Raw genomic sequence first — 23,109 nt, forward strand, 5'->3', positions numbered from 1 at the left:
GACGACGCCCGCCCGGTCCCGGCCAATCCCCGTCCCGCCCCCACCCGGCCGCCTACGCTGCCACGGACCGCTCGTGACCGGACTTCCAGGGGGGAATCCGCATGGCAGGCACCAGGATCGGACCGTTACTCCTCCGCGGCCTCGCGGCCGCCGGGCTGCTGTTGGCGCTCACGGCCGGCGGCGCCGCGGCCGACGACGACATGCCGGAGCTGCCCACGCTCGACCAGCCGGTGGCCGAGGGACGCCTCGACTTCGCCGGCGAGCCGGGGGACGAGGCCACCGGCGGGCGCTCGGACCACTTCGACGCGGCCGACCAGACCTTCATCGTCCAGCGCAGCGCCCACAGCAACATGCTGTCGCTGGTGGTCCGGGCCACGGACGGCACGTGGTGGAGCGTCGAGGTGGGAGCGCCCGCCGGCCGCCGCCTCACCGCCGGGACCTACCGCGACGTGGCGCAGTTCCCCTTCCACGACGACCGGCCCGGGCTGAACTTCGGCGGGGCCGGCCGGCGCTGCCGGGGCGGGGTCACCGGAAGCTTCACCGTCACCGCGGTCGACTGGTCCGAGGCCGGCTGGCTGAACTCCGTCGACGCCGCCTTCGAACAGCGCTGCGCCACCGGCACCGCGACGGCCCGCGGCTCCTTCCACATCCGCTCCACGCCGGCACCGCCGGTGCTGGAGCTCGCCCTCTCGGGCGCCCGGACCGGCAGCGTCACGCCCGACGGGCGGGCCGTGCTGCACGGCACGGTCCGCTGCACCAAGATGACCCGGGTCGACGTCTCCGCCGGCCTGCGGCAGGAACAGGGCGCCACCACGGTCACCGGATGGCTCGTGGAGTCGGTCGACTGCACGGCCGGGCGGTCCGTGCCCTGGCAGGGAGAGGTGCGCCCGTACGGCGACGCCCGGTTCCGCGACGGGTGGGCCGACGCGACCGTGGACGCCAACGCCCGGGACGCGGACTATCCCGGGGACGTGCACGTCCAGAAGCGGCCGCGGGTCTGCCTGGGCGCCTGCGGAAGCTGACCGGGGCGGGCCGGCCCGCCCGCGCCGAGCGGGTGGGGGAGGGCCGGCCCGCCGTCGCCCGCGGCCGTCACCGCCCGCAGAGGGGGCCTTCCGCGGGCTCCAGGAAGGCGTCGGCCACCGTGCGGTCCGGGACCTCGGCGAGCAGCGGCGGGGACCAGCGGGGCTGCCGGTCCTTGTCCACGACCTGCGCCCGGACCCCCTCGGCCAGGTCCGGCCAGGACAGTGCGGCCAGCGAGACGCACCACTCCTGGGCGAGCACGCGTCCCACCGACCGGAGCCCGCGGGCGCGCCGCAGCGACGCGAGGGTCACCTTCAGGGCGGTCGGCGAGTGCCCCAGGAGCACCGAGGCCGCCTCCTTGGCCGCCGGTTCGGCCGAGCCGGTCAGCCGGTCCACGACCTCCTCGACGGTGTCCGCCGCGTAGCAGGCGTCGATCCAGCCGCGCCGCTCGGCCAGCGGAGCCGGGGGAGCCGGCTCGGCGAAGGCCTCGACCGCCTCCGCACCCCGGGTGGACAGGGCCTCCAGCAGGGCGGGCAGCCGGTCCGAGGGGACGTAGTGGTCGGCGAACCCGCACAGCAGCGCGTCGCCCGCCGTCATCGCGGTCGCGGTCAGCGCCAGGTGCGTGCCCAGCTCACCCGGCGCGCGGCTCAGCAGGTAGGTGCCGCCGACGTCCGGCACGAAGCCGATGCCGACCTCCGGCATCGCCACCCGCGAACGCTCCGTGACGATCCGCACCGAGCCGTGCGCGGAGAGCCCGACGCCGCCGCCCATCACGATGCCGTCCATCAGCGCCACCCACGGTTTGCGCAGGCCCGCGATCCGCGCGTTGAGGTGGTACTCGTCACGCCAGAACGCGCGGGCCGCACTCCCGTCCGCCAGCGCCGACTCCCGGATCGCCCGGATGTCACCGCCCGCACACAGCCCCCGGGTGCCCGCCCCGTCGAGCACCACCACCTCCACGCCCGGGTCGCCCTCCCAGTCGTCCAGGGCCGCGTCGATCCGCAGCACCATGTCGTGGGTGAGCGCGTTGAGCGCCTGGGGGCGGTCGAGGGTGATCCGCCCCGCCTTGCCGGTCCTCCGCAGCAGTACAGACATGCGGCCGAGCATACGAGTCCGGAGCAAGGCCTCCGGTCCGTTAGCGTGGTGGGGACCAGGAGCGAGACGAAGGCGGGGCGGGCGTGCGGCTGCACACGGACCGAGCGGGCGGGCGGGGCCGCGCGTGAGACTGCTGCACACCTCGGACTGGCACCTGGGCCGGGCCTTCCACCGCGTGAGCCTGCTCGAGGCCCAGGCGGCCTTCCTCGACCACCTCGTCGCCACCGCCGAGGAGCACCGGGTCGACGCCGTCCTCGTCGCCGGGGACGTCTACGACCGGGCCGTGCCCCCGCTGGCCGCCGTCGAGCTGTACGACCGCGCGCTGCACCGGCTGGCCGCCCTCGGCGTGCCCACCGTCATGATCTCCGGCAACCACGACTCCGCCCGCCGGCTCGGCGTCGGCGCCGGGCTGATCGACCGGGCCGGCATCCACCTGCGCACCGACCCGGCGGGCTGCGCCGACCCCGTGGTCGTCGCGGACGAGCACGGCGAGGTCGCCCTCTACGGCGTGCCGTACCTGGAGCCCGCCCTGGTCAAGGACGAGTTCGCGGCCGACAAGGGCAGCCACGAGGCCGTGCTGGGGGCCGCCCTGGACCGGATCCGGGCCGACCTGGCGGGCCGGGCCCCCGGCACCCGCTCGGTGGTCCTCGCGCACGCCTTCGTCACCGGCGCCCAGGCCAGCGACAGCGAACGCGACATCACCGTCGGCGGGGTCGCCGCCGTGCCGGCCGAGGTCTTCGACGGCATCGACTACGTCGCCCTGGGGCACCTGCACGGCTGCCAGACCCTGACCGACCGGGTCCGCTACTCCGGCTCCCCCCTCGCCTACTCCTTCTCCGAGGTGCACCACCGCAAGTCGATGTGGCTGGTCGACCTCGGGCCCGGCGGCGAGCTGACCGCCGAGCGCCTGGAGACGCCGGTGCCCCGGGCGCTGGCGCGGATCCGGGGCCGCCTGGAGGACCTGCTGGCCGACCCGGCCCTGGCCCGCCACGAGGACGCCTGGGTCGAGGCCACCCTCACCGACCCGGCCCGGCCGTCCGATCCGATGGCCCGGCTGGCCGAGCGCTTCCCGGGCACCCTGTCCCTCGCCTTCGACCCCGAGGGCGGCGAGGAGGGCCCCGGCGCCTCCTACGCCGAACGCCTCAAGGGCCGCACCGACCAGGAGATCGCCGAGGACTTCGTGGTCCACGTCCGCGGCGGCAGCCCGGCCGACGACGCCGAACGCGCCGTGCTGCGGGACGCCTTCGACGACGTCCGGGCGGACCAGGCCCGCCAGGAGGGCGCCCGATGAGGCTGCACCGGCTGACCGTCACCGCCTTCGGGCCCTTCGCCGAGGCCCAGGAGATCGACTTCGACGCCCTCTGCGCCGCGGGCATCTTCCTGCTGCACGGCCCCACCGGAGCCGGCAAGACCTCCGTGCTCGACGCCGTCTGCTACGCGCTGTACGGCTCCGTGCCCGGTGCCCGCCAGGCGCCCGGCACCACCCTGCGCAGCGACCACGCCGACCCCGGCACCGCCACCGAGGTCACCCTCGAACTGACCGTCGCCGGGCGCCGGCTGGAGATCACCCGCCGCCCCGAGCAGTCCCGCCCCAAGAAGCGCGGTACCGGCACCACCCGCGACAAGGCCCAGAGCTGGCTGCGGGTGCACGACCCGGTCACCGGCTGGCAGCCGCTCAGCCGCTCCCACCAGGAGATCGGCGAGGAAGTCGAACAGCTCCTCGGCATGAGCCGGGAGCAGTTCTGCCAGGTGGTCCTGCTGCCGCAGGGCGAGTTCGCCCGCTTCCTGCGCGCCGACGCCGAGGCCCGCGGCCGGCTGCTGGGCCGGCTCTTCGACACCCGCCGGTTCGCGGCCGTCGAGACCCGGCTCGCCGACCTGCGGCGGGTCGCCGAGACGCGGGTGCGCGAGGGCGACGAGCGGGTGCTCGCCGTGGCCCACCGGCTGGCCCAGGCCGCCGGGGACACCGCCGAGCTGCGCGCCTGGCCGCTGCCGCCGCTCTCGCCCGGCGAGCCCGGGCTCGCCGAGGCGGTCCGCTGCTGGGCCGCGGTCGCCCGCTCCGGCGCCCGCGAGGGGCTGACCGTGGCCGAGTACGCGCTGGCTGCCGCGGAGAGCGCCCACCACGGCAGCCGCCGGGCCCTGGAGGAGGCCCGGGAACTGGACCGGCTCCAGCGCCGGTACGCCGACGCGCTGGCCCGCTCGGCCGCGCTCGAGGCCGCCGCCCCCGAACGCGAGCGGGTACGCGCCCGGCTGGACCGGGGGGCCCGGGCCGACCGGGTCGCCCCCGCCGTCGACCTGCGCGAGAGCGCCCACGGCGACCACGAGCGGGCGGTGCGCCGGGCGGCCGCCGCCCGGGGCCAGCTGCCGCCCGCCCTCGCCGAGGCCGGCGCCGAGCAGCTCGCCGCCGTCGCCCAGCGGCTGCGCGAGGAGCTGGGCGAGCTGGCCGCCGGCCGCCGCGCCGAAGCGCGCAGCGCCGAGATCTCCCGCGAAAGGGCCGCCCTGGACCGGGAGGCCCGGGCCGCCGAGGAGCAGCTGCACGAGGCCGCCGGCTGGCTGGCCGGCTGGGAGGCCCGGCGCACCGCCCTCCAGCAGGCCGTGGAGGAGGCCCGCGGCGCGGCCACCCGCGCCGAGCAGCTGGCCGCCCGGCTGGAGCCGGCCCGGCTGCACCTGGCCGCCGCCCGCCGCCGGGACGAACTGACCCGCGAGGCCGGGTCCGTGGCCGCGGACCTGGCCGCCGTACGCGAGCGGTCCGGGGCCGCCCGCGAGCACTGGCTGGAGCTCAAGGAGGCCCGGCTGGCCGGGATCGCGGCCGAGCTGGCCGCCGCCCTCGAAGCGGGCCGGCCCTGCGCCGTGTGCGGTTCGGCCGAGCACCCGCACCCGGCCCGGCCGGCCGCGGGGCACGTGGACCGGGCGGCCGAGGACGCCGCCCACGCCCGCTACGAGCGCCTGGACGGCGAACGCGCCGCGGCGGAGCGCAAGCTGGCGGCCGTGGCGGAGGCCGCCGCCGAGGCCGCGGCCGGCGCGGGCGAGGCCACCACCGCCGAACTGGTCGACCGTACCGGTCGGCTGACCGCCGAGCACGCCGCGGCCCGGACCCTGGCGGCCGGCCTGCACGCCGCGGCGGAGGCGCTGGCCCGCGCCGAGCGGGAGCACGGACACCGGCTGGAGACCCGGCGCACCGCCGAGCAGACCGCCACCGCCGCCACCTCCCGCCGAGAGGCCCTGGAGACCGAACAGGCCTCGCTGGAGGAGGAACTGGCGCGGCTGCGCGCCGACGCCGGCAGCGTCGCCGAGCGCGCCCGGGTCCTGGAGAACCGGGTGCGGCTGGTCACCGGGGCGGGGGAGGCCGCCCGTGAGGCGGAGGCCACCGCGCAGCGCCTCAAGGAAGCCGACGACCGGCTGGCCCACGCCGCCTTCACGGCCGGTTTCGAGACCACCGAGGCGGCTGTCGAGGCCCTGCTGCCCGACCCCGAACGCCGGTCCTGCCAGCACCGCTTGGACGCCTGGGCCGCCGAGGCGGCGGCGGTGGCCGACCGGCTCTCCGAGACCGACACCGCGGCGGCCGCCGCCGCGGAGCCGGCCCGCCCGGAGCCGGCCGAGCGGGCCGCGGCCGCCGCCGAGTCCCGCTGGCGCGCCGCCGGTTCGGCCTGCGACGCGGCCCGGCTGCGCTGCTCGGAGCTGGACCGGCTCTCCCGGCAGGCGGAGACCGAACTGCGCGGACTCGGCCCGCTGCGCGAGGAGTACGACCGGGTGGCCCGGCTGGCCGGGCTGACCGCGGGCACCTCCGCCGACAACGAACGCCGGATGCGCCTGGAGTCGTACGTGCTCGCGGCCCGCCTGGAACAGGTCGCGGCCGCCGCCACCGTCCGGCTGCTGCGGATGTCCGGCGGCCGGTACACCCTGGTGCACTCCGACGCCCGGGCCGGCCGGGGCGCCAAGTCCGGCCTCGGACTGCACGTGGTCGACGCCTGGACCGGGCGCACCCGCGACACCGCGACCCTCTCGGGCGGCGAGACCTTCTCCGCCTCGCTCGCCCTGGCGCTCGGGCTCGCCGACGTGGTCACCGAGGAGGCCGGCGGGATGCGGCTGGACACCCTCTTCATCGACGAGGGCTTCGGCAGCCTCGACGAGCAGGCCCTGGACGAGGTGCTGGACGTGCTGGACTCGCTGCGCGAACGCGACCGCAGCGTGGGCATCGTCAGCCACGTCGCGGACCTGCGCACCCGTGTCCAGGCCCAGCTGGAGGTCGTCAAACAGCGCGGCGGCTCGGCGGTCCGGCACCACACCGCCGCGTCCTAGTAGTCAGTTGCTCAGCGCCCGCCGGGGCAGCGGCGAGGAGTAGACCACGCTGGTGGTCACCGAGCCCAGCGCGGCGATCTTGCCGGAGATCTCCTCCAGGTGCGGCATCGAGCGGGCGGCAACCTTCAGCACGAAGCAGTCGTCGCCCGTGACGTGGTGGGCCTCCAGGATCTCCGGGGTGGTCTCCAGCAGGTCGTGGAAGGGCTTGTAGTTGCCGTGCGGGTAGCGCAGCCGGGTGTACGCGAGGATCGGCAGCCCGAGCCGTTCGTGGTCGACCACGGCCGTGTAGCCGGTGATCACCCCGGCCTCTTCGAGGCGGCGGACCCGCTCGGTGACCGCACTGGCCGACATCGAGACGGCCCGGGCGAGATCGGCGAAGCTGGCCCGGCCGTCGCGCTGCAGGGCATCCAGGATGCGCCAGTCCGTTGCGTCAGGGGAATACATGGTCATGTTCCAGGGATAACAGGGGATTCCCCGGCCGGGCAAGGCGAGTGCCGGGGAAATTCACTTCCCGAGTGGATCAACAGATTGTAGATTTCTGGCCATGACGACGACGAACACCACCCAGGCCCCCGCCCCCACCAACTCCGTGCTGCGGGTCCCGCCGGCCTCCCCGGCCGCCGCGGCCGCGTACTTCCGCGCCAGCCTCACCTTCCACGCCGACGTCTCGGACGTGGCCGCGGCCTTCAAGGCCGGTGGCGACCTGGGCTTCGTCCTCGTCGACTCCCGCTCGACCGAGTCCTGGGACCAGGCGCACGTGCCCGGCGCGATCCACCTGCCCACCGCCCTCATCCCGGAGCAGGCCGAGCGCCTGCTGGACAAGTCCGTGCCGGTGGTGACGTACTGCTGGGGCCCCGGCTGCAACGGCGGCACCCGCTCCGCCCTGGCCCTCGCCGAACTGGGCTTCCAGGTCAAGGAGATGCTGGGCGGCATCGAGTACTGGATCCGCGAGGGCTTCGAGGTCGAGACCTGGCAGGGCCGGGAGCAGCGCACCGAGGCCGACCCGCTGACCGCGCCGACCGACTCCGACAACTGCGGCTGCTGACCCGGGCCCAGCCCCGCACGGGGGTACGGCCGGCCCGCCAGAACGCCCGTACCCCGCCCGCGACCACGACGGCCGCCCGCTCCCGGAAGGGAACGGGCGGCCGTCGGGCGTGCGCGGGAGGCTTGGTCAGAGCTTGGACAGCTCGTCCACCAGGTCGTCCAGGCCCAGCGAGCCCTGCGAGAGGGCGGCCATGTGCCAGGCCTTCGGGTCGAAGGCGTCGCCGTGCGCGGCCTGGGCGTTGGCCCGGCCCAGCAGCCAGGCCCGCTCGCCCAGCTTGTAGCCGATGGCCTGCCCCGGCATCGACAGGTAGCGGACCAGCTCGCTGGCCACGAAGTCGGCCGGCCGGCCGCTGTGCATGCCGAAGAACTCCTGCGCCAGCTCCGGCGTCCACCGCTCGCCCGGGCGGTACGGCGAGTCCGCCGGGATCTCCAGGCCCAGGTGCATGCCGATGTCCACGATCACCCGGCAGGCGCGCATCATCTGGCAGTCCAGGTAGCCCAGCCGCTGCTCGGCGTCCTTGAGGAAGCCCAGCTCGTCCATCAGCCGCTCCGCGTACAGCGCCCAGCCCTCGGCGTTGGCGCTGACCATGCCGACGGTGGCCTGGTAGCGGGAGAGCTGGTCGGCCACGTGCGTCCACTGCGCGAGCTGGAGGTGGTGGCCCGGCACGCCCTCGTGGTACCAGGTGGAGACCAGGTCGTAGGTGGGGAACGAGGTCTGGCCCATGGTGGGCAGCCAGGTCCGGCCCGGTCGCGAGAAGTCCTCCGAGGGGCCCGTGTAGTACGGGGCCGCCGCGCCGCCGGGCGGGGCGATGCGGGACTCCACCCGGCGCACCCGCTCGGCCAGCTCGAAGTGGGTCCCGTCGAGCGCTTCGATGGCCTCGTCCATCAGGCCCTGCAGCCAGCCCTGGACCTCGTCCACGCCGATGCTGGTGCCGTGCGAGTCGAGGTGCTTCAGCACCTCCCAGGGACCCTTGTCCGGCAGGATCTTGCCGGCCTCGGCCTTCATCTCGCCCAGCAGGCGGTGGTACTCGGACCAGCCGTAGGCGTAGGCCTCGTCCAGGTCCAGGTCCGTGCCGTTGAAGTAGCGCGACCAGCGGGCGTAGCGCTCCCGGCCGACCGTGTCCGGCTGCCCGGCGACCGCCGGCACGTACACGTCCCGCATCCAGTCGCGGAGCGCGAGGACCGCGGCGGTGGCGCCCGCGGCGGCCTCGTCCAGCTCGGCGCGCAGCGTCTCGGGGCCGTCGGCGACGAGCCCGGCGAAGAAGCCGGCGCTCTCGCCGTCCTCGCCGGCCCAGGCGGCCAGCTGCTCGACGAAGACCCCGGCCGGGCGCGGGGAGCCGTACAGCTCCCGCTCCAGACCGAGCGCCAGACAGGCGCGGTAGCCCTCCAGCGCCGCCGGCACGCCCCGCAGGCGCTCGGCGACGGCGCTCCAGTCCTCCTCCGTGTCGGTCGGCGCGAGGGTGAACACCTCGCGCACCGCGTGGGCGGGGGAGTGGATGTTGGAGACGGCACGCAGGTCCTCGTCCGCCTCGTGGACGGCGAGTTCGGCGGTCAGCCGCTCGCGCAGCAGGCGGGCGCAGCGGCGCTCGGCATCGGTGTCGGCGCCGGGCTGCCGCTCGGCCTCGGCGAGCCTGCGCAGGGTGGTGCGGGCGAGGTCGGCCACCGCCTCCCGGCCGGCCGGGGAGAAGTCCGGGAGCGTGCGCGCGCTCGCGGCGACTCCCAGGTACGTGCCGGTGATGGGGTCGAGGGCGATGAGCTCGTCGACGTAGGCGTCGGCGACCTGGCGGGGCAGCGCAGTGCTGTGGAGGGTGTCTGACATGCGGACATCTTCATACGAAGAAGGGGTCCGCGTCATCATCGTTCCTGCTCAAACTCCTGTCGGTGGGCCTCGCGGGACGGCCGGGAGGGCACCGGCACGGTCTCCAGCCGGGCGGTGATCACCAAGGTGCCCTCCTCGATCTGGTAGTCGAGGGGGAGCCCCAGGCCCCGCATCGCCGCCACCATCCCGGTGTTGGCCGACCGGGTGACGGCGTAGACGCTGTCGCAGCCGGCCTCCGCGGCCATCGCGATCAGCCGCCGCAGCAGTTCGGAGCCGATGCCGCGGCGCTGCCAGTCGTCCTCGATCAGCAGGGCGATCTCGGTCTCGTCGCCGTCCCAGAGCAGGTGGCCGAGGGCGACCAGCTTGCCGGACGCGGTCCACACGGCCAGGGTGCGGCCGAAGCGGGGGCTGAGCAGGTGGCCGAGGTACCGGTCGGCGTCCCCGACCGGACCGTGGTAGCGCAGGCCCAGGGTGCGCTCGGAGCAGCGGTCGTGCATGGCCCGGGCGGCTTGGAGGTCGGCGGTGTCCGCGCGGCGCACGGTGATCTCGTTGCCCTCGGGCAGGGTCAGTACGTCCTGGCTGCGGGGGACCCGGGGGCCGAGCCGGGCGTCCAGCTCGACCAGAGCGCGGGCCCGGGCGAACTCGGTCGGGGTGAAGGGCAGATAGGGGCGCTCGATCGTGATCGCCCCGCCGGACGGGTCCCGCAGCCGCATCACGGTGGTCTCCAGCACCCCTTCGACGGGGGCGTCCGCGGCGGCGTTGGGCCGGCCGGAGAGGGTGGTGGCGGGCACCGACCGGATGGTGCAGCGGCCGAGCAGCTGGCGCAGCGCCAGCGGGAGTTCGGCGGCGTCCAGCGCGGTGCGGGTGGCCAGGCCCAGGATCCGGGTCGGGGCGTCGACCAGGTCGTGCGCGTCGGCCCGCTCGGTCCAGGTGTCCCGGCCGCCGGCGAGGGCGACCGTACGGGTCAGCTCGGTGGCGGTCAGCTCCTGCGGGGCGCGCAGCAGGAACTCGTCGGCCGTGCCGCCCTCGGCCAGCGGGTGGGTCTGGAGGGTCAGGATGTCCACGCCCTGGCGGGCCAGGGCCGTGCAGAGCGCGGCGAGGCTGCCGGGCTCGTCGCGCACGGTCGTGCGCATCCGCCACAGCGCGCCCGTCGGCCGGACACCGGGGGAGGTGGCGGCGCCGCCCGGCCGGGGCGGCGGGGCATGACTGTGCCGGCGGGCCCACCAGGTGTGGAATCCGGCCGTGACGAGCAGCGCCACGGCCGAGGCCACCAGCAGGACCGGGCCGTCGGGGCCGTGGGCGACGAGGTTGGCGAGGCCGTCGGCGACCGCGACGGCGGTGAAGAGGGCGGCGAGCTCGACGAGGTCGCGGCGCCAGTGGTGGCGGGGGGCGGGGGCGGAGGTCCTGTCAGTCATGCACACCACTCTCCCGCCGTGGTGTTGCCTGATCACGAACGTTCTGTGACCGACTGGTAAAAGGTGGATCTGGCCGGTTTCGCCCTGTTTTCCGAATGGTTTCTTCCGGAGGACTCCGGGGATCGGTGTGACGCCCGGGGCGCGTGTGACGTGCGCGGCCCGTGGGACGCCCGGGGCGGGGGATCTCCGCCCCGGGCACCCGGTGTCCTACTGGCCGACCCGGCCGGGCTGGAGCACCTTCGTGTACAGCACCTGCCCGCCCTGCTGGCGCAGCCGCACGGTCAGTTCCCCGCTCGCTCCGTCGATCCGGACCTCACCGTAGTTCGGCGGCGCCTCGGCCGGGGACGCGTTGGCGAACTCGGGTGATTTCACGTACGCGAACTCCGGGCCGAAGGTCTGGTCGAGCCGTCCCGCCGGGAAGCCGCCGGCCCCGATCGGGCCGGAGACGAACTCCCAGAAGGGCGCGAAGTCCGAGAAGGCGGCCCGCTCCGGGAGGTAGTGCTGGGCCGAGGTGTAGTGCACGTCGGCGGTGAGCCAGACGGTGCCCGTGATGCGCTCGTGCTTGATGTGACGCAGGAGTTCGGCGATCTGGAGCTCCCGGCCGAGCGGGGCGCCCGGGTCGCCCTGGGCCACCGCCTCGAAGTCGGTCGCCCCGTCGGGCACCAGGATGCCCAGCGGCATGTCGGCGGCGATCACCTTCCACACCGCCCGTGAGCGCGACAGTTCGCGCTTGAGCCAGGTCAGCTGCTCGGCGCCCAGGATGCCGGTGGGGTCGTCGGTCTGCCGGCCGGGGGAGTTGGGGTCCCGGTAGGTGCGCATGTCGAGCACGAAGAGGTCCAGCAGCGGGCCGTGCGGGACGACCCGGTGGATCCGGCCGGCCGTGCCCCGGGCGCCGTGCCGGGTTCGGCCCGGGTCGAGCGGGAAGTACTCGCCGAAGGCCTGCCGGGCCCGGGCGGCCAGCACGTCCACCTCCTTGACGGTGTAGCGGGGGTCGTCGAGGAGCTGTCCGGGGTACCAGTTGTTGCGCACCTCGTGGTCGTCCCACTGGACGATCGTCGGGACCTGCGCCTGGAAGCGCTTGTAGGGCTCGTCGAGGAGGTTGTACCGGAAGTTCCCGCGGTACTCGGCAAGGGTCTCGGCGACCTTCGCCTTCTCGTCCGTGGTGATGTTGCGCCAGGGCGTGCCGTCGTGCTGGAGGGCGGTGGCCTGGATCGGGCCGTCGGCGTAGACGGTGTCGCCGCTGAAGAGGAAGAAGTCCGGGTCCAGGCCGCGCATCTCGTCGAAGACGGTGTGGCCGCCGCGGTCGGGGTTGATGCCCCAGCCCTGTCCGGCGAGGTCCCCGGACCACAGGAAGCGGACCCCGGCCCGGCGGCGGGCGGGGGCGGTGCGGAAGGTGCCGGAGACGGGCAGGCCGGTACGGCGCGGGTCGTCGGGGTCGGCGAGCAGCACCCGGTAGTGGATCTGGGTGCCCGGCGGCAGGCCGTGCAGGGCGGTGACGCCGGTGAAGTCGGTACCGGGGCCGAGCAGCGGGCCGTGCCAGCGGCGCCGGCCGTACCGGAAGGACTCCGTGGGGGCGGTCTCCACCAGCATCCGGGCGGGCCGGTCCGAGCGCACCCAGACGAGGGCGGAGTCCTCGGTGACCTCGCCCGACTGGACTCCCCACAGGGCCTGCGGGCGTCCGGAGAGGGCGAGGGCGGGCGCCTTGGAGAGGGCGGCGGCGGGGACGGCGGCGGGCAGGGTCAGGGCCGCCGTCGCGGCCAGGGAGCCGCGGATCAGGGAACGGCGGTCGGGGCTGGGGTACGGCATCGGGCGCCTCCGGGTGACGGGTCGGGCCAGTGTGCCGCCGCCACACCGGCCCGACCCGTCGGGCACGCGAACCGTCGGTGAACACCCGTCAGACAGTGCTGTCCGCACGGGGCTTCGGGGGCCGCGCGCCCGCAGGCGCCGGTCAGACCAGGGCGTGGGTGGTGTCGAGGATGACCCGGGAGACCTGCGCGGGGTCGTCGTTCATCGGGACGTGCCCGCAACCGCGGAGCCTCACCAGGCGGGCACCGGGGACGGTGTGCTTGGCGCGGACGCCCTGACGGCGCAGCAGCAGCCGGTCGCGGTCGCCCCAGGCGATGGTCACCGGCATCCCGGGGACGTCCTCGGTGAAGCGGACCGGTCCCGCCTTCAGGGTGCCGCCGAAACCGGGGCAGTCGCGCAGCGCCAGAGTCTCGGCGACCACGGCCTCGGGCGAACGCCGGCCCGGCCTGGCGTAGATGGCGCTGGTGAGCGCGGCCCGGCCGGCCGCCGTACGGGAGAGCCGCCGCACGGCGGGGAGCGGCAGGCTCCGGGCACCGGCCCGCAGGGCGACAAGGGCGGTGACCACGTACCGGAGCTCGCCGTCGGTCCAGAACCCGGCGGGGGACAGCGCGGTCACCGAGCGGACCAGCTTCTGCCGGCCCAGCTCGAGCGCGAGCAGACCGCCGAGGGAGTTGCCGGCCACGTGCGGGCGCTCGACGCCCAGGGCCGTGCAGAGCGCGGCCAGGGTCGGGACCACGCCTTCCAGGTCGTAGCGGACGCCCTCGGGGAGGGCGGGGGAGGTGCCGAAGCCCGGCAGGTCGACGGCGATGACGTCGTGCGCGGTGGCGAGGACGTCCATGACCGGGTGCCAGGCCTGGAGGTGGTGGCCGATGCCGTGCAGGAGGAGCAGCGGCTCGCCGGCGCCGCGGCGCTCGTAGGCGACGGTGGCGGGGCGGGGGCCGTGCGGGGTGTCGATCGTGAAGGAGACCGTGGCGGGCATGCTGCTCCTCGTCGGGGCTCCGTCGCGGATCCGGCCGGGCGGTCGAAGTGGCGTGCGGAGCCGGTGTGTTGGGCGGCGCGGTGATGGGAAGCGCCGTCAACGCATCATTACCGCTGGGTAGCCGGGCGGCAAGGGTGCTAGGGAGCGGTGGCCGGGCCGGCGGCCGGCGGGTGTCGGGTCTGGTTCGTTCGCCCTCTTTGCACTCCGCAAGAACATCCTGTGAACGTGCTGATACGTATGCCCGGTCTGCCCGGCAAAGGGATGAGGATTGGTCTTGACCAAGGGGGTGCGCCGCCCTATGGTCGCAGGGATAGTCAGGAACCTTTAATAAACAAAGGCGCGGAACTGCCGCTGGAGAACAGCGACTGCAGGAGGAGTCAGGGTGGGGACCACGCAGCTCGAATCGGTGCCGGAGCCGAAGTACTGGCACCTCAAGACCGTGCTCAGCGAGGCGCTCGATCAGGACTTCGCCGTGGGCGAGATCCTGCCGAACGAGCGTGAGCTGGCCGCGCGCTTCGGAGTCGCCCGGGCGACCCTGCGGCAGGCGCTGGAGCAGCTGGAGCTGGAAGGGCGCCTGCAGCGCCGCCGGGGCGTGGGCACCACGGTCGCCCCGCCGCGGCTGGGCGTCGCCGTCGGCGGCACCGGGCGCGGCTGGCCCTCCGAGGCCGGCGAGGGCTGGCAGCCGGTCGACGCGGCCGAGGGCCTGCCCACGCCCGCCGTGGCGCGGCTGCTGGGCGTCGACCCGCAGAGCAGGATCCACACCGTCCGGCGCACCCGCGTCACCCAGGGCCAGCCCGTCGCGGCCGAGCTGCTGCACGTCCCGGGAGGGTCCGTGCCCGGGCTCTCGGCCATAGACGCACCGGCCGGACCGGCCCGCGCCCGCGCGGTCCTGCGCGAACTGCGCCGCCTGGAGCTGGACGGCCAGGACCGGTCCGTGGAGCTGGGCTCCGCGCGCGCCGACGACGCCAAGGAACTCGACCGGCTGCCCGGCGCCCCCGTGCTGGTGGTCACCACCCGCTACCTCACCGCCGACGGCACCGCGGCCGTGTCGGTGGCCACCTACCGGGCCGACACCTGCCGCCTCACCTTCGGCGACCTCGGCGACGTGCAGATCCACCCGGACGACACCCGTCAGGCCTCCTGACCCCGGCCGCCAGGCCCCGCTCTTCCCGCCCGCCCCGGACCGGCCCCCGCCGCCCGGGGCGGCGGCACGTCCGGCGGCTGTCCGGGCGGCCGCTCGGCCGGGCCCGGAGCGCACGGCGGGGTCCGGAGTGGTCCCGAGGGACCGGCCGGCCCGGCACGCTCGGCGGGGTCCGGAGGGACGGGAGCGGTGTCAGCGGCGGGCGGTGACGGTCTTCTCGATGGCGAAGAGCTGTTCCTCGACGTGGTCCAGTGCCAGCCGCAGCGCGCCGGTGGCCACCGCCGCCTCCCCGAGCATCGACAGCGCCACCCTCGGCGGGCGCAGGCAGTAGCGCGCGAGCTCCTGGCGGAGCGGGTCCAGTACGCCGTCCAGACCTGCCGCCCAGCCGCCCACCACCACCAGCTCCGGGTCGATGGCCAGCACCAGCGCGGCCACGTCGTGCACCAGCCGCTGGATGAACCGGTCCACCGCGGCGACGGCGTGCTCGTCCCCGCCCTTGGCTTCGGCGAAGACCTCGGCCACCGCCTGCTCGTCGAGCGGGTGCAGCGGCTCACCGGTGGTCGACAGCAGCCGCTCGGGCGTGACGTCCCGCCCCAGCAGGTGCAGGGCGCCGATCTCACCCGCCGCCCCGCCGAAGCCGCGGTGCAGCCGGCCGCCGATCAGCGACCCGGCGCCCGGGCTGAGCCCGGCCATCACGAACACCACGTCGTCGGTGCCCTTGGCCGCGCCCTTCCAGTGCTCGGCCACGGCCGCGGCGTTCGCGTCGTTCTCCACCTGCACCGGACAGCGGAAGGACCGCTGCAGGCGCTCGCCCAGCGGCAGCCCCGTCCAGCCGGGCAGCGCCGTGCCCAGCCGGACCGTGCCGTCCGCCTCGACGATGCCCGGGCTGCCCACCCCCACGGCACGCAGGGAATCCCGGGGTACCCCCGCCCGCCGCAGCAGGTCGGCGACCGTGGCCCGGATCTTCTCCAGCCGCTCGTCGGCCGTGGCCGACTCGGACACCTCCTTGGTGCCCGCGCCGATCACCCGGCCGTCCAGGCCCGACAACAGCGCGGCGACCCGGTGGGAACCGATCTCTATGCCGAGCAGATGCCCCGCCTCGGCCCGGAACCGGAACCGGCGCGCCGGCCGGCCCTGGCGCCGGGCGCCCTCCTCCATCTCGGCCTCGGCCACCAGCCCGGTGGCGGTCAGGCCGTCGACGACACCCTCGACGGTGGGCCTGGACAGGCCCGTCGCCCTGGTGAGGTCCGTGAGCGTGGACGCCCCCGCCGCGCGCAGCGCGCGCAGCACCACCGCGGAATTGATCCGCCTGAGCAGAGAGGGATCCCCGCCGGTCAGCTGCCCCAACGTGTTGCCTCCCAGCTCGTGCACCTGTTCAGGCGGATCGTACTGCGCCACCCCCACCCGGGCGAGAACGAGGGGGGTGCAGCCGCCCCGATCACCCTCAGGCGGGTGCCACGAACCCGGACTCGTACGCCGCGATCACCGCCTGGGTGCGGTCCCGCGCCCCCAGTTTCGAGAGCACCGCACTGACGTGGGACTTCACCGTCTCCGTCCCCACGAAGATCCGGCCGGCGATCTCCGCGTTCGTCAGTCCCCGCGCCATCAGCCGCAGCACCTCCTCCTCCCGCTCGGTGAGCGCCGCCGCGTCCAGGGCCGCGCGGGCCGTCCTGTTGCCGTACTCCGCCGCCAGCGCCCGCACCGCCGCCGGGAAGAGCAGCGACTCGCCCTCGGCCACCAGCCGGACGGCGTGCACGATCTCCGTGGGCCGGGCCCGCTTGAGGAGGAAGCCGTCCGCCCCCGCCCGCAGCGCCTGGTAGACGTACTCGTCGTTCTCGAAGGTGGTGACCACGAGGACCTTCGGCGGCCGGGGCACGGAGCGCAGCACCGCACGGGTCGCCTCGATCCCGTCCATCAGCGGCATCCGGACGTCCATCGCCACCACGTCCGGCCGCAGCTTGAGGACCAGCGGGACCACCGCCGCCCCGTCGGCCGCCTCCCCGACCACCTCGATGTCGGGCTGGGCTTCCAGAACGGCGCGCAGACCCGCGCGCACCAGGGGCTCGTCGTCGACGAGCAGAACGGTGACCGGCATCCGCTCAGGCTATGCGCTTGAGGGGGAGCCGGGCGCGCACCCGCCACCCGTCACCACCGGGACCGGATTCCGCCACCCCGCCCAACAGCGCGGCGCGTTCGCGTATCCCGCGCAGCCCGCTGCCACCGCTGGGCAGTCGCGCCGCCACGACCTCCGGCACCGCATTCGTCACCTCCAGTTCCATGGCCTCCCCCTCGATGCTGATCCGTACCCGGACGGGCACTGGCCCGCTGTGCCGCAGCACGTTGGTCAGGGCCTCCTGAAGGATCCGGTACCCCTCCCGGGAGACCGGTCCCGGCAACCGGTCCAGGCGCCCGGACACGTCGGCCTCCACCGAGGCGCCCGAGCTGCGCGCCGACTCCAGCAGCCGGTCCGCCTCCTCCAGCGTGGGCGCCGCCGAGGGACGCGGACCGGTCTCCCGCAGGATTCCCAGCACCCGGTCGAGGTCCGCCAGCGCGGTCCGGCCGGTCTCCTCGATCACACCCAGCGCCCGCTCGGTGAACGCGGCGTCGCCCGCGGCCCGGGCGGCCCCGGCCTGGATCACCGCGACGGTGAGCGCATGCCCGATCGAGTCGTGCAGTTCGCGCGCGATGCGCGTGCGCTCGAGCAACCGCTCCGTCCTCTCCTCCAAGGCCGTGAGCCGGTCGGTGGCCGAGGGCCCGAGCAGGCGCCGCGCCACCGTGGTTATCAGCTCCCCGAGCAGCACGATCAGGCCTATCAACAGCACCATCGGCAGCGGCGCCAGGACCGCCGCCAGCGGCCGGGGCAGGGCGGGCAAGCGGGGTTCCGAGCCGAGCGGATGACCGATCGCCTGGGCGAAGAGGTCGACGCTGACGAAGGGCAGCCAGCTGGTCGCCCCGACCGCCACGACCGCAAACGCCAGCCGGGTCTCCATCCACAGCACCGTCCGCCAGCGGTCGGGCCAGGTCGCCGAGCGGGTGGTGCTGATCGCCTCGTCCTCCTCTCCCCACGTGTGCGGGGTGAGGAGGAACCGGGCCTGCAGTCCCTCCGCCACCCGCGCCCACGGCAGCAGCCCCGCGGGTGCGACCAGCAGCACGATCCCCCACGGCCAGTGCGGGAACATGAACAGCCACACCGCGACGATGAGCAGCGGCACGCACAGGTGCAACCAGCGCGAATACGTGACCGGTTGTACCGGCGCGCGAAGAAATCTGGACATGCCGCCATCGTGCCAGCGGCCCCGCCCCACGCGTCTCCCCCGTGCGGGGGAGAGGGTCCCCCCGCGCGGGGGAAGAGCGGCGGGAGGGCCGGCGGGCACGCTCGGGGGTATGAACGCGATCGAGATTCGAGAACTCACCAAGACCTACGGATCCACCCGCGCGGTGGACCGCCTGACCTTCACCGTCCGACCCGGCCGGGTCACCGGCTTCCTCGGGCCCAACGGCGCGGGCAAGTCGACGACCATGCGGCTCGTCCTGGGCCTGGACCGACCGACGTCCGGCACGGCCACGATCGGCGGCCGTCCCTTCACCGGCTTCACGCGCCCGCTGGAGCAGGTGGGCGCCCTGCTCGACCCGCAGGCGGCGCACGGCTCGCGCACCGCCCACGACCACCTCCTCGCGCTCGCGGTGAGCAACGGCCTGCCCGCCCGCCGGGTGGGCGAGGTCCTGGAGGAGACGGGCATCGCGGCGGTGGCCCGTACGCGCATCCGCACCTTCTCGCTCGGGATGCGCCAGCGGCTGGGGATCGCCGCGGCCCTGCTCGGGGACCCGGCCGTGCTGATGCTCGACGAACCGGCCAACGGCCTGGATCCCGAGGGGATCATCTGGATACGCGAGCTGATGCGGCGGATGGCCGCCGACGGGCGGACGGTCCTCGTCTCCAGTCACCTCATGGCCGAAACCGCGGCCACTGCCGACCACTTGGTCGTCCTGGGCGGGGGACGGCTGCTGGCCGACATGTCGATGAGTGAGTTCATCGACATCCACAGTCCCCCGCGCGTGCGCGTACGCACGCGCGAGTGGGAGCGACTGGCCGCCGTGCTCGCGGCGGCCGGGCACACACCGGTCGCCGGGCCCGATGACCGGTGGACCGTCACGGGGACGACGGCGGAAGAAGTGGGGGTCCTGGCGGCCCGGGAGGGCGTGCCCCTCCTGGAACTCCTCGATGAGCGGGCCTCTTTGGAAGAGGCCTACCTCGCCCTGACCGCCGGAGCAGCCGCGTTCGCCGCGCCCACCGCTCCCCTCGCCGCCCTGGAGGTCTGACCATGCGCACTCCCGCCCTGCCCGGCCGGCCCGTGATCCACGCGGAGTGGATCAAGACGCGTTCCCTACGCAGCACCCTCTGGACCCTCGCAGCGGTGTTCCTCGCCACCGTCGGCGTCACCGTCCTCGGCACCGCCCTGACCGACGGCGAGGCCGACGGGGCGGCGGGCGACGCCCTCTTCCCCCTCTTCCAGGGGGTCGCCTTCGGGCAGATAGCCGCGCTGGCCTTCGGCGCCACGGCCGTCGCGTGCGAATTCCAGAACGGCGCGCTGCGCATCACGCTCTGCGCGGTGCCCGACCGGACGCGGTTCTACCTCGCCAAGACCGCGGTGATCGGTGCGCTCTCCCTGGGCGTGGGGACGTCCGCCGGTCTGGCCTCCTACCTCTGCGGACAGGGGTTCCGGCACGCCGGCACGGCCGGGCCCGGTGCCGCCGAGGTGGGCAGGGCGATCCTGGGCAGCGGTGCCTATCTGGCGTCGATGGCACTGCTGGCGGCCGGGCTGACGGCGCTGGTGCGCAGTGGGACGGCCGTGCTGGGGATCCTCATACCCTTCGTGCTGATCGTGTCCTATGTCGTCGGGGACGTGGCGGGGGGAGCCGCGGAGTTCCTGCCCGACCGGGCGGGGCAGTTGGTGCTGCACCAAGGGGCAGGGGACGCGCTGGGCCCGTGGAGCGGCCTCGGGGTCACGGCGCTGTGGAGTGCGGGTGCGCTGGTCGCCGGCTGCCTGGCGGTGCGTCGTAGGGACGCCTGACGCGGGGCCAGTTGTCAGTGCCGCCGGGTTTACTGACGGCATGACCACGGCACAGCGACGCGAGACGATCGACCGGCTGCGCAGCGCCGCGCGCCTCGGGGTGGGCGGCGGAGCCGGGGAAGGGGCCGGGTACGCGCTGGTCGAGCTCGGGCGCAGCCAGGCGTTCTGGGAGGGCGACGGGTCCGACCGGGTGGCGGCGGCCGAGCAGATCGGGGCCGAGTACACGGCCCTGGTGCAGGCGCTGACGGACGGCTGGGGGGAGCCGGACGTCGTCGGTATGGGCACGGTGCAGGAGCGCTGGGCCTCGGGGGAGGAGATACCGGCGCCGTGGAGGGAGGTCAGCGGCACCACGGACCACGTGCACCTGTGGCGGGTGGCCGAGGAGTGGGTGGCCGTCTATGCGGCCGCCGGCGGTGAGGAGCAGCCGCTGCTGCTGATGGCGGCGGTCACCGCGACCGACCCGCCGTGAGGGGCCTCGGGCGCGGGGCGCCCGAGGGGGAAGGCGGTCAGTCCTCGGACTGGGCGGCCAGGCGGAGGCGGGCGTACTCCTCGGCCATGGTCTCTGCGGTCCAGTGGGCGTTGAGGCCGCTCGGGTTGGGGAGGGCCCAGATACGGGTGGAGCCGATGGTGCGCTCCTGGGGGCCGATCTGGGCACGGCGGTCGCCGAAGGCGGTGCGGTAGGCCGTCACGCCCACCACGGCGAGCCACTGGGGCGCCAGCCGTTCGACCTTGGCGGTCAGGAGGCGGCCGCCTTCGCGGAACTCCTCGGGGGCGAGTTCGTCGGCCCGTGCGGTGGCCCGGGCCACCACATTGGTGATGCCCAGGCGGTACGAGAGGAGTTCGTCCTGCTCGGCGGGGGCGAGCCGGCGGGGGGTGAAGCCGGACAGGTGCAGGACGGGCCAGAAGCGGTTGCCCGGGCGGGCGAAATGGTGGCCGGTGGCGGCGGACATCAGGCCCGGGTTGATCCCGCAAAAGAGGACGCGCAAACCGCCCGCGACCACGTCGGGGATGACGCGGTCACGGGCGGCGGCCAGCTCTTCGGGACTCAGAGGATCGACCCCGGGGTGTAGGCGGCGGCCTCGGGGTGCTGCTTGGAGATCTCCTCGATGCGGGAGACCACGGTCGCGACCTGGTCGCCCGCGGCGCCGGTGAAGGACAGCTTGTCGGCCATCAGGGCGTCGAGCTGGGCGCGGTCCAGCGGGATGCGCTCGTCCGCGGCGAGCTTGTCCAGGAGCTCGTTGCGCTCGGCGCCCTGCTCGCGCATGGCCAGCGCGGAGGCGACGGCGTGCTCCTTGATGACCTCGTGGGCGACCTCGCGGCCGACACCGGCGCGCACCGCACCCATCAGCACCTTGGTGGTGGCCAGGAAGGGGAGGTAGCGGTCCAGCTCGCGGGCCACGACGGCGGGGAAGGCGCCGAACTCGTCGAGCACGGTCAGGAAGGTCTCCATGAGACCGTCCAGAGCGAAGAAGGCGTCCGGCAGGGCCACGCGGCGGACCACGGAGCAGGAGACGTCGCCCTCGTTCCACTGGTCGCCGGCCAGCTCGCCGGTCATCGAGGCGTAGCCGCGCAGGATGATCATGAAGCCGTTGACGCGCTCGCAGGAGCGGGTGTTCATCTTGTGCGGCATCGCGGAGGAGCCGACCTGGCCGGGCTTGAAGCCCTCGGTGACCAGCTCGTGGCCCGCCATCAGGCGGATCGTCTTCGCGATGGAGGACGGGGCGGCGGCCAGCTGGACCAGCGCGGTGACCACGTCGTAGTCGAGGGAACGGGGGTAGACCTGGCCGACGGAGGTGAAGGCCTGGGCGAAGCCGAGGTGGCCCGCGATCCGCTGCTCCAGGTCGGCGAGCTTGCCGGCGTCGCCGCCGAGCAGGTCGAGCATGTCCTGGGCGGTGCCGACCGGGCCCTTGATCCCGCGCAGCGGGTAGCGGGCGAGCAGCTCCTCGAGGCGGCCGTAGGCGACCAGCAGCTCGTCGGCGGCGGTGGCGAAGCGCTTGCCCAGGGTCGTCGCCTGCGCGGCGACGTTGTGGGAGCGGCCGGCCATGACCAGCTCGGCGTGCTCGCCGGCGAGCTTGCCGAGGCGGGCCAGCACCGCGACCGTGCGGTCGCGGACGAGCTCGAGGGAGAGGCGGATCTGAAGCTGCTCGACGTTCTCGGTGAGGTCGCGCGAGGTCATGCCCTTGTGGACGTGCTCGTGGCCGGCGAGGGCGTTGAACTCCTCGATGCGGGCCTTCACGTCGTGGCGGGTGACCTTCTCGCGCTCGGCGATGGAGGCGAGGTCGACCTGCTCCAGGACGCGCTCGTAGTCGGCGAGGGCCTGGTCCGGCACCTCGATGCCGAGGTCCTTCTGGGCGCGCAGTACGGCGAGCCACAGCCGACGCTCCAGCGTCACCTTGTACTCGGGGGACCACAGGACGGCGAGCTCCGCGGAGGCGTAGCGGCCGGCCAGGACATTGGGGATGCGGGGCTTGGCTGTCACGTGTACGGATTCTACTGTCGATTCACGCAGGCCAGCGCCCCGGGCCCGATTGTGCGTTGCTACGAGAGCGTGGGCCCGGAGGGCTCGCCGAGCGGCTCGCCGTACGGCAGCAGCTCCGGGCGCTTGGCCGGCAGACCGTCCCCGGAGGACCGGCCGGTGAGCCGGCGGCCGATCCAGGGCAGCAGGTGCTGCCGGGCGAAGCGGACGTCCTCGGCCCGCCGCGCGGTCCAGGCCGGCGGCACCGGGGGTGCCAGCTCGGACCGCCAGTCGGACTCCGGCGGCAGGCCCAGGGTCTGCCAGACCGCCTCGGCGACCCGGGTGTGGCCCTCGGGGGTCAGGTGCAGCCGGTCCACGTCCCACATGCGGGGGTCGGCCAGCACCGGGGCCCCGTACAGGTCCACCACGAGGGCGTCGTGCCGCCGGGCGAGGACGTCGATGAAGTCGAAGAGCTCTTCCATGCGCGGGCGGAAGCGGTCCATCACCGGGCCGTTGCGGCCGGGGGAGCGCATCAGCACCAGGCGTCCGCAGGAAGGGGCGAGCCGAGCGGCGGCCTCTTCCAGGAGGCCCAGGACCCGGCCCATGTCGCACTTGGGCCGGAGCGTGTCGTTCAGCCCGCCCACCAGGGTGACCACGTCGGCCTTCATGGCGGCCGCCGAGTCCACCTGCTCCTCGACGATCTGGCCGATCAGCTTGCCCCGGACGGCGAGGTTCGCGTACCGGAAGCCCGGCTCACGGGCGGCCAGCCGAGCCGCGAGCAGATCGGCCCAGCCCCGGTACGACCCGTCGGGCAGCCGGTCGGACATGCCCTCGGTGAACGAGTCGCCGACCGCGACAAAACTGGTGTACGAGGCATTCATTTCCATGACGGGCCGATGTTACCGCGCGGTTCTGCGGAGCGCCCGCCGTTCCCGCGGCCCGAGGGCGGCGGGAACGGCGGGCGGCC

General features: G+C 74.8%; 20 protein-coding genes. 8 read left to right on the forward strand and 12 right to left on the reverse strand.

From position 1 onward, the window contains the following. Positions 1 to 101: 101 nt before the first annotated feature. On the forward strand, positions 102 to 1,022 hold the full coding sequence (locus AB0O40_RS02390; protein ID WP_365034765.1) for a hypothetical protein: 921 nt from the start codon (positions 102 to 104) through the stop codon (positions 1,020 to 1,022). Positions 1,023 to 1,089: 67 nt separating this feature from the next. Here the strand turns inward: AB0O40_RS02390 and AB0O40_RS02395 are convergent, their stop codons facing one another. Beyond that, positions 1,090 to 2,115: an enoyl-CoA hydratase/isomerase family protein gene (locus tag AB0O40_RS02395; RefSeq protein ID WP_365034766.1), complete on the reverse strand. Its 1,026-nt coding sequence runs from the start codon at positions 2,113 to 2,115 to the stop codon at positions 1,090 to 1,092. Positions 2,116 to 2,239: 124 nt separating this feature from the next. Between AB0O40_RS02395 and AB0O40_RS02400 the strand changes: the two genes are divergently transcribed. After that, positions 2,240 to 3,406, forward strand: a complete 1,167-nt coding sequence (locus AB0O40_RS02400) for an exonuclease SbcCD subunit D (RefSeq protein WP_365034768.1) — start codon at positions 2,240 to 2,242, stop codon at positions 3,404 to 3,406. Continuing rightward, positions 3,403 to 6,411, forward strand: coding sequence for an SMC family ATPase (locus AB0O40_RS02405; protein ID WP_365034770.1), 3,009 nt, complete (start codon positions 3,403 to 3,405; stop codon positions 6,409 to 6,411). Before AB0O40_RS02400 ends, AB0O40_RS02405 begins: the two co-directional genes overlap by 4 nt. A 3-nt stretch (positions 6,412 to 6,414) precedes the next feature. Here AB0O40_RS02405 and AB0O40_RS02410 read toward each other — a convergent pair whose 3' ends face one another. After that, entirely contained in the window at positions 6,415 to 6,861 is a 447-nt protein-coding gene (locus AB0O40_RS02410) for an Lrp/AsnC family transcriptional regulator (protein WP_365034772.1), read from the reverse strand. A 94-nt stretch (positions 6,862 to 6,955) separates the two neighbouring features. On the opposite strand from AB0O40_RS02410, the gene AB0O40_RS02415 reads away from it, so the two are divergent. Beyond that, positions 6,956 to 7,456 carry a rhodanese-like domain-containing protein gene (locus tag AB0O40_RS02415; protein ID WP_365034774.1) on the forward strand — a complete coding sequence of 167 codons (501 nt, stop codon included), beginning with the start codon at positions 6,956 to 6,958 and terminating at the stop codon, positions 7,454 to 7,456. Between the two features lie 126 nt (positions 7,457 to 7,582). Here AB0O40_RS02415 and AB0O40_RS02420 read toward each other — a convergent pair whose 3' ends face one another. The 4 genes from AB0O40_RS02420 to AB0O40_RS02435 all read right to left on the reverse strand — a co-directional run bounded on the left by AB0O40_RS02420 (position 7,583) and on the right by AB0O40_RS02435 (position 13,474). After that, entirely contained in the window at positions 7,583 to 9,274 is a 1,692-nt protein-coding gene (locus tag AB0O40_RS02420) for a DUF885 domain-containing protein (RefSeq protein ID WP_365034776.1), read from the reverse strand. Between the two features lie 35 nt (positions 9,275 to 9,309). Further along, on the reverse strand, positions 9,310 to 10,689 hold the full coding sequence (locus tag AB0O40_RS02425) for a GNAT family N-acetyltransferase (RefSeq protein ID WP_365034778.1): 1,380 nt from the start codon (positions 10,687 to 10,689) through the stop codon (positions 9,310 to 9,312). Between the two features lie 207 nt (positions 10,690 to 10,896). Next, positions 10,897 to 12,495, reverse strand: coding sequence for an alkaline phosphatase D family protein (locus AB0O40_RS02430; protein ID WP_365034780.1), 1,599 nt, complete (start codon positions 12,493 to 12,495; stop codon positions 10,897 to 10,899). 142 nt (positions 12,496 to 12,637) lie between these two features. Further along, entirely contained in the window at positions 12,638 to 13,474 is an 837-nt protein-coding gene (locus tag AB0O40_RS02435; protein WP_365034781.1) for an alpha/beta fold hydrolase, read from the reverse strand. Positions 13,475 to 13,856: 382 nt separating this feature from the next. On the opposite strand from AB0O40_RS02435, the gene AB0O40_RS02440 reads away from it, so the two are divergent. Continuing rightward, positions 13,857 to 14,618, forward strand: coding sequence for a GntR family transcriptional regulator (locus AB0O40_RS02440; RefSeq protein ID WP_365034783.1), 762 nt, complete (start codon positions 13,857 to 13,859; stop codon positions 14,616 to 14,618). A gap of 189 nt (positions 14,619 to 14,807) precedes the next feature. Here AB0O40_RS02440 and AB0O40_RS02445 read toward each other — a convergent pair whose 3' ends face one another. The 3 genes from AB0O40_RS02445 to AB0O40_RS02455 form a co-directional block, all read right to left on the reverse strand. Next, a complete protein-coding gene (locus AB0O40_RS02445) occupies positions 14,808 to 15,962 on the reverse strand; it encodes an ROK family transcriptional regulator (protein WP_365034912.1) in 1,155 nt (384 codons plus the stop codon). 97 nt (positions 15,963 to 16,059) lie between these two features. Further along, positions 16,060 to 16,710: a response regulator transcription factor gene (locus AB0O40_RS02450; RefSeq protein ID WP_365034785.1), complete on the reverse strand. Its 651-nt coding sequence runs from the start codon at positions 16,708 to 16,710 to the stop codon at positions 16,060 to 16,062. A 4-nt stretch (positions 16,711 to 16,714) separates the two neighbouring features. Further along, positions 16,715 to 17,890, reverse strand: coding sequence for a histidine kinase (locus AB0O40_RS02455; protein ID WP_365034787.1), 1,176 nt, complete (start codon positions 17,888 to 17,890; stop codon positions 16,715 to 16,717). A 109-nt stretch (positions 17,891 to 17,999) separates the two neighbouring features. On the opposite strand from AB0O40_RS02455, the gene AB0O40_RS02460 reads away from it, so the two are divergent. Genes AB0O40_RS02460 through AB0O40_RS02470 form a run of 3 tightly spaced genes read left to right on the forward strand, consistent with a single transcriptional unit; the run spans position 18,000 to position 20,156 of the window. After that, on the forward strand, positions 18,000 to 18,935 hold the full coding sequence (locus AB0O40_RS02460) for an ATP-binding cassette domain-containing protein (protein ID WP_365034789.1): 936 nt from the start codon (positions 18,000 to 18,002) through the stop codon (positions 18,933 to 18,935). A gap of 2 nt (positions 18,936 to 18,937) precedes the next feature. Continuing rightward, positions 18,938 to 19,687, forward strand: coding sequence for an ABC transporter permease subunit (locus AB0O40_RS02465; protein WP_365034791.1), 750 nt, complete (start codon positions 18,938 to 18,940; stop codon positions 19,685 to 19,687). 40 nt (positions 19,688 to 19,727) lie between these two features. Next, positions 19,728 to 20,156 carry a hypothetical protein gene (locus AB0O40_RS02470; RefSeq protein WP_365034792.1) on the forward strand — a complete coding sequence of 143 codons (429 nt, stop codon included), beginning with the start codon at positions 19,728 to 19,730 and terminating at the stop codon, positions 20,154 to 20,156. Positions 20,157 to 20,193: 37 nt separating this feature from the next. Here the strand turns inward: AB0O40_RS02470 and mug are convergent, their stop codons facing one another. Genes mug through AB0O40_RS02485 form a run of 3 tightly spaced genes read right to left on the reverse strand, consistent with a single transcriptional unit; the run spans position 20,194 to position 23,029 of the window. Continuing rightward, entirely contained in the window at positions 20,194 to 20,736 is a 543-nt protein-coding gene (gene mug, locus AB0O40_RS02475) for a G/U mismatch-specific DNA glycosylase (protein ID WP_365034913.1), read from the reverse strand. After that, on the reverse strand, positions 20,733 to 22,166 hold the full coding sequence (gene purB, locus AB0O40_RS02480; RefSeq protein ID WP_365034794.1) for an adenylosuccinate lyase: 1,434 nt from the start codon (positions 22,164 to 22,166) through the stop codon (positions 20,733 to 20,735). Before purB ends, mug begins: the two co-directional genes overlap by 4 nt. Before the next feature lie 59 nt (positions 22,167 to 22,225). Next, positions 22,226 to 23,029: a GDSL-type esterase/lipase family protein gene (locus AB0O40_RS02485; protein WP_365034796.1), complete on the reverse strand. Its 804-nt coding sequence runs from the start codon at positions 23,027 to 23,029 to the stop codon at positions 22,226 to 22,228. Positions 23,030 to 23,109 lie beyond the last annotated feature (80 nt).

Source organism: Streptomyces sp. NPDC089919 (assembly GCF_040684615.1).
GTDB lineage: Bacteria > Actinomycetota > Actinomycetes > Streptomycetales > Streptomycetaceae > Streptomyces.

What these genes read in the sequence shown, in the direction of transcription:
- AB0O40_RS02390 (WP_365034765.1), top strand. Translation starts at nt 102, where the DNA reads ATGGCAGGCACCAGGATCGGACCGTTACTCCTCCGCGGCCTCGCGGCC.
- AB0O40_RS02395 (WP_365034766.1), bottom strand. Translation starts at nt 2,115, where the DNA reads ATGTCTGTACTGCTGCGGAGGACCGGCAAGGCGGGGCGGATCACCCTC.
- AB0O40_RS02405 (WP_365034770.1), top strand. Translation starts at nt 3,403, where the DNA reads ATGAGGCTGCACCGGCTGACCGTCACCGCCTTCGGGCCCTTCGCCGAG.
- AB0O40_RS02410 (WP_365034772.1), bottom strand. Translation starts at nt 6,861, where the DNA reads ATGACCATGTATTCCCCTGACGCAACGGACTGGCGCATCCTGGATGCC.
- AB0O40_RS02415 (WP_365034774.1), top strand. Translation starts at nt 6,956, where the DNA reads ATGACGACGACGAACACCACCCAGGCCCCCGCCCCCACCAACTCCGTG.
- AB0O40_RS02420 (WP_365034776.1), bottom strand. Translation starts at nt 9,274, where the DNA reads ATGTCAGACACCCTCCACAGCACTGCGCTGCCCCGCCAGGTCGCCGAC.
- AB0O40_RS02425 (WP_365034778.1), bottom strand. Translation starts at nt 10,689, where the DNA reads ATGACTGACAGGACCTCCGCCCCCGCCCCCCGCCACCACTGGCGCCGC.
- AB0O40_RS02430 (WP_365034780.1), bottom strand. Translation starts at nt 12,495, where the DNA reads ATGCCGTACCCCAGCCCCGACCGCCGTTCCCTGATCCGCGGCTCCCTG.
- AB0O40_RS02435 (WP_365034781.1), bottom strand. Translation starts at nt 13,474, where the DNA reads ATGCCCGCCACGGTCTCCTTCACGATCGACACCCCGCACGGCCCCCGC.
- AB0O40_RS02450 (WP_365034785.1), bottom strand. Translation starts at nt 16,710, where the DNA reads ATGCCGGTCACCGTTCTGCTCGTCGACGACGAGCCCCTGGTGCGCGCG.
- AB0O40_RS02455 (WP_365034787.1), bottom strand. Translation starts at nt 17,890, where the DNA reads ATGTCCAGATTTCTTCGCGCGCCGGTACAACCGGTCACGTATTCGCGC.
- AB0O40_RS02460 (WP_365034789.1), top strand. Translation starts at nt 18,000, where the DNA reads ATGAACGCGATCGAGATTCGAGAACTCACCAAGACCTACGGATCCACC.
- AB0O40_RS02465 (WP_365034791.1), top strand. Translation starts at nt 18,938, where the DNA reads ATGCGCACTCCCGCCCTGCCCGGCCGGCCCGTGATCCACGCGGAGTGG.
- AB0O40_RS02470 (WP_365034792.1), top strand. Translation starts at nt 19,728, where the DNA reads ATGACCACGGCACAGCGACGCGAGACGATCGACCGGCTGCGCAGCGCC.
- AB0O40_RS02485 (WP_365034796.1), bottom strand. Translation starts at nt 23,029, where the DNA reads ATGGAAATGAATGCCTCGTACACCAGTTTTGTCGCGGTCGGCGACTCG.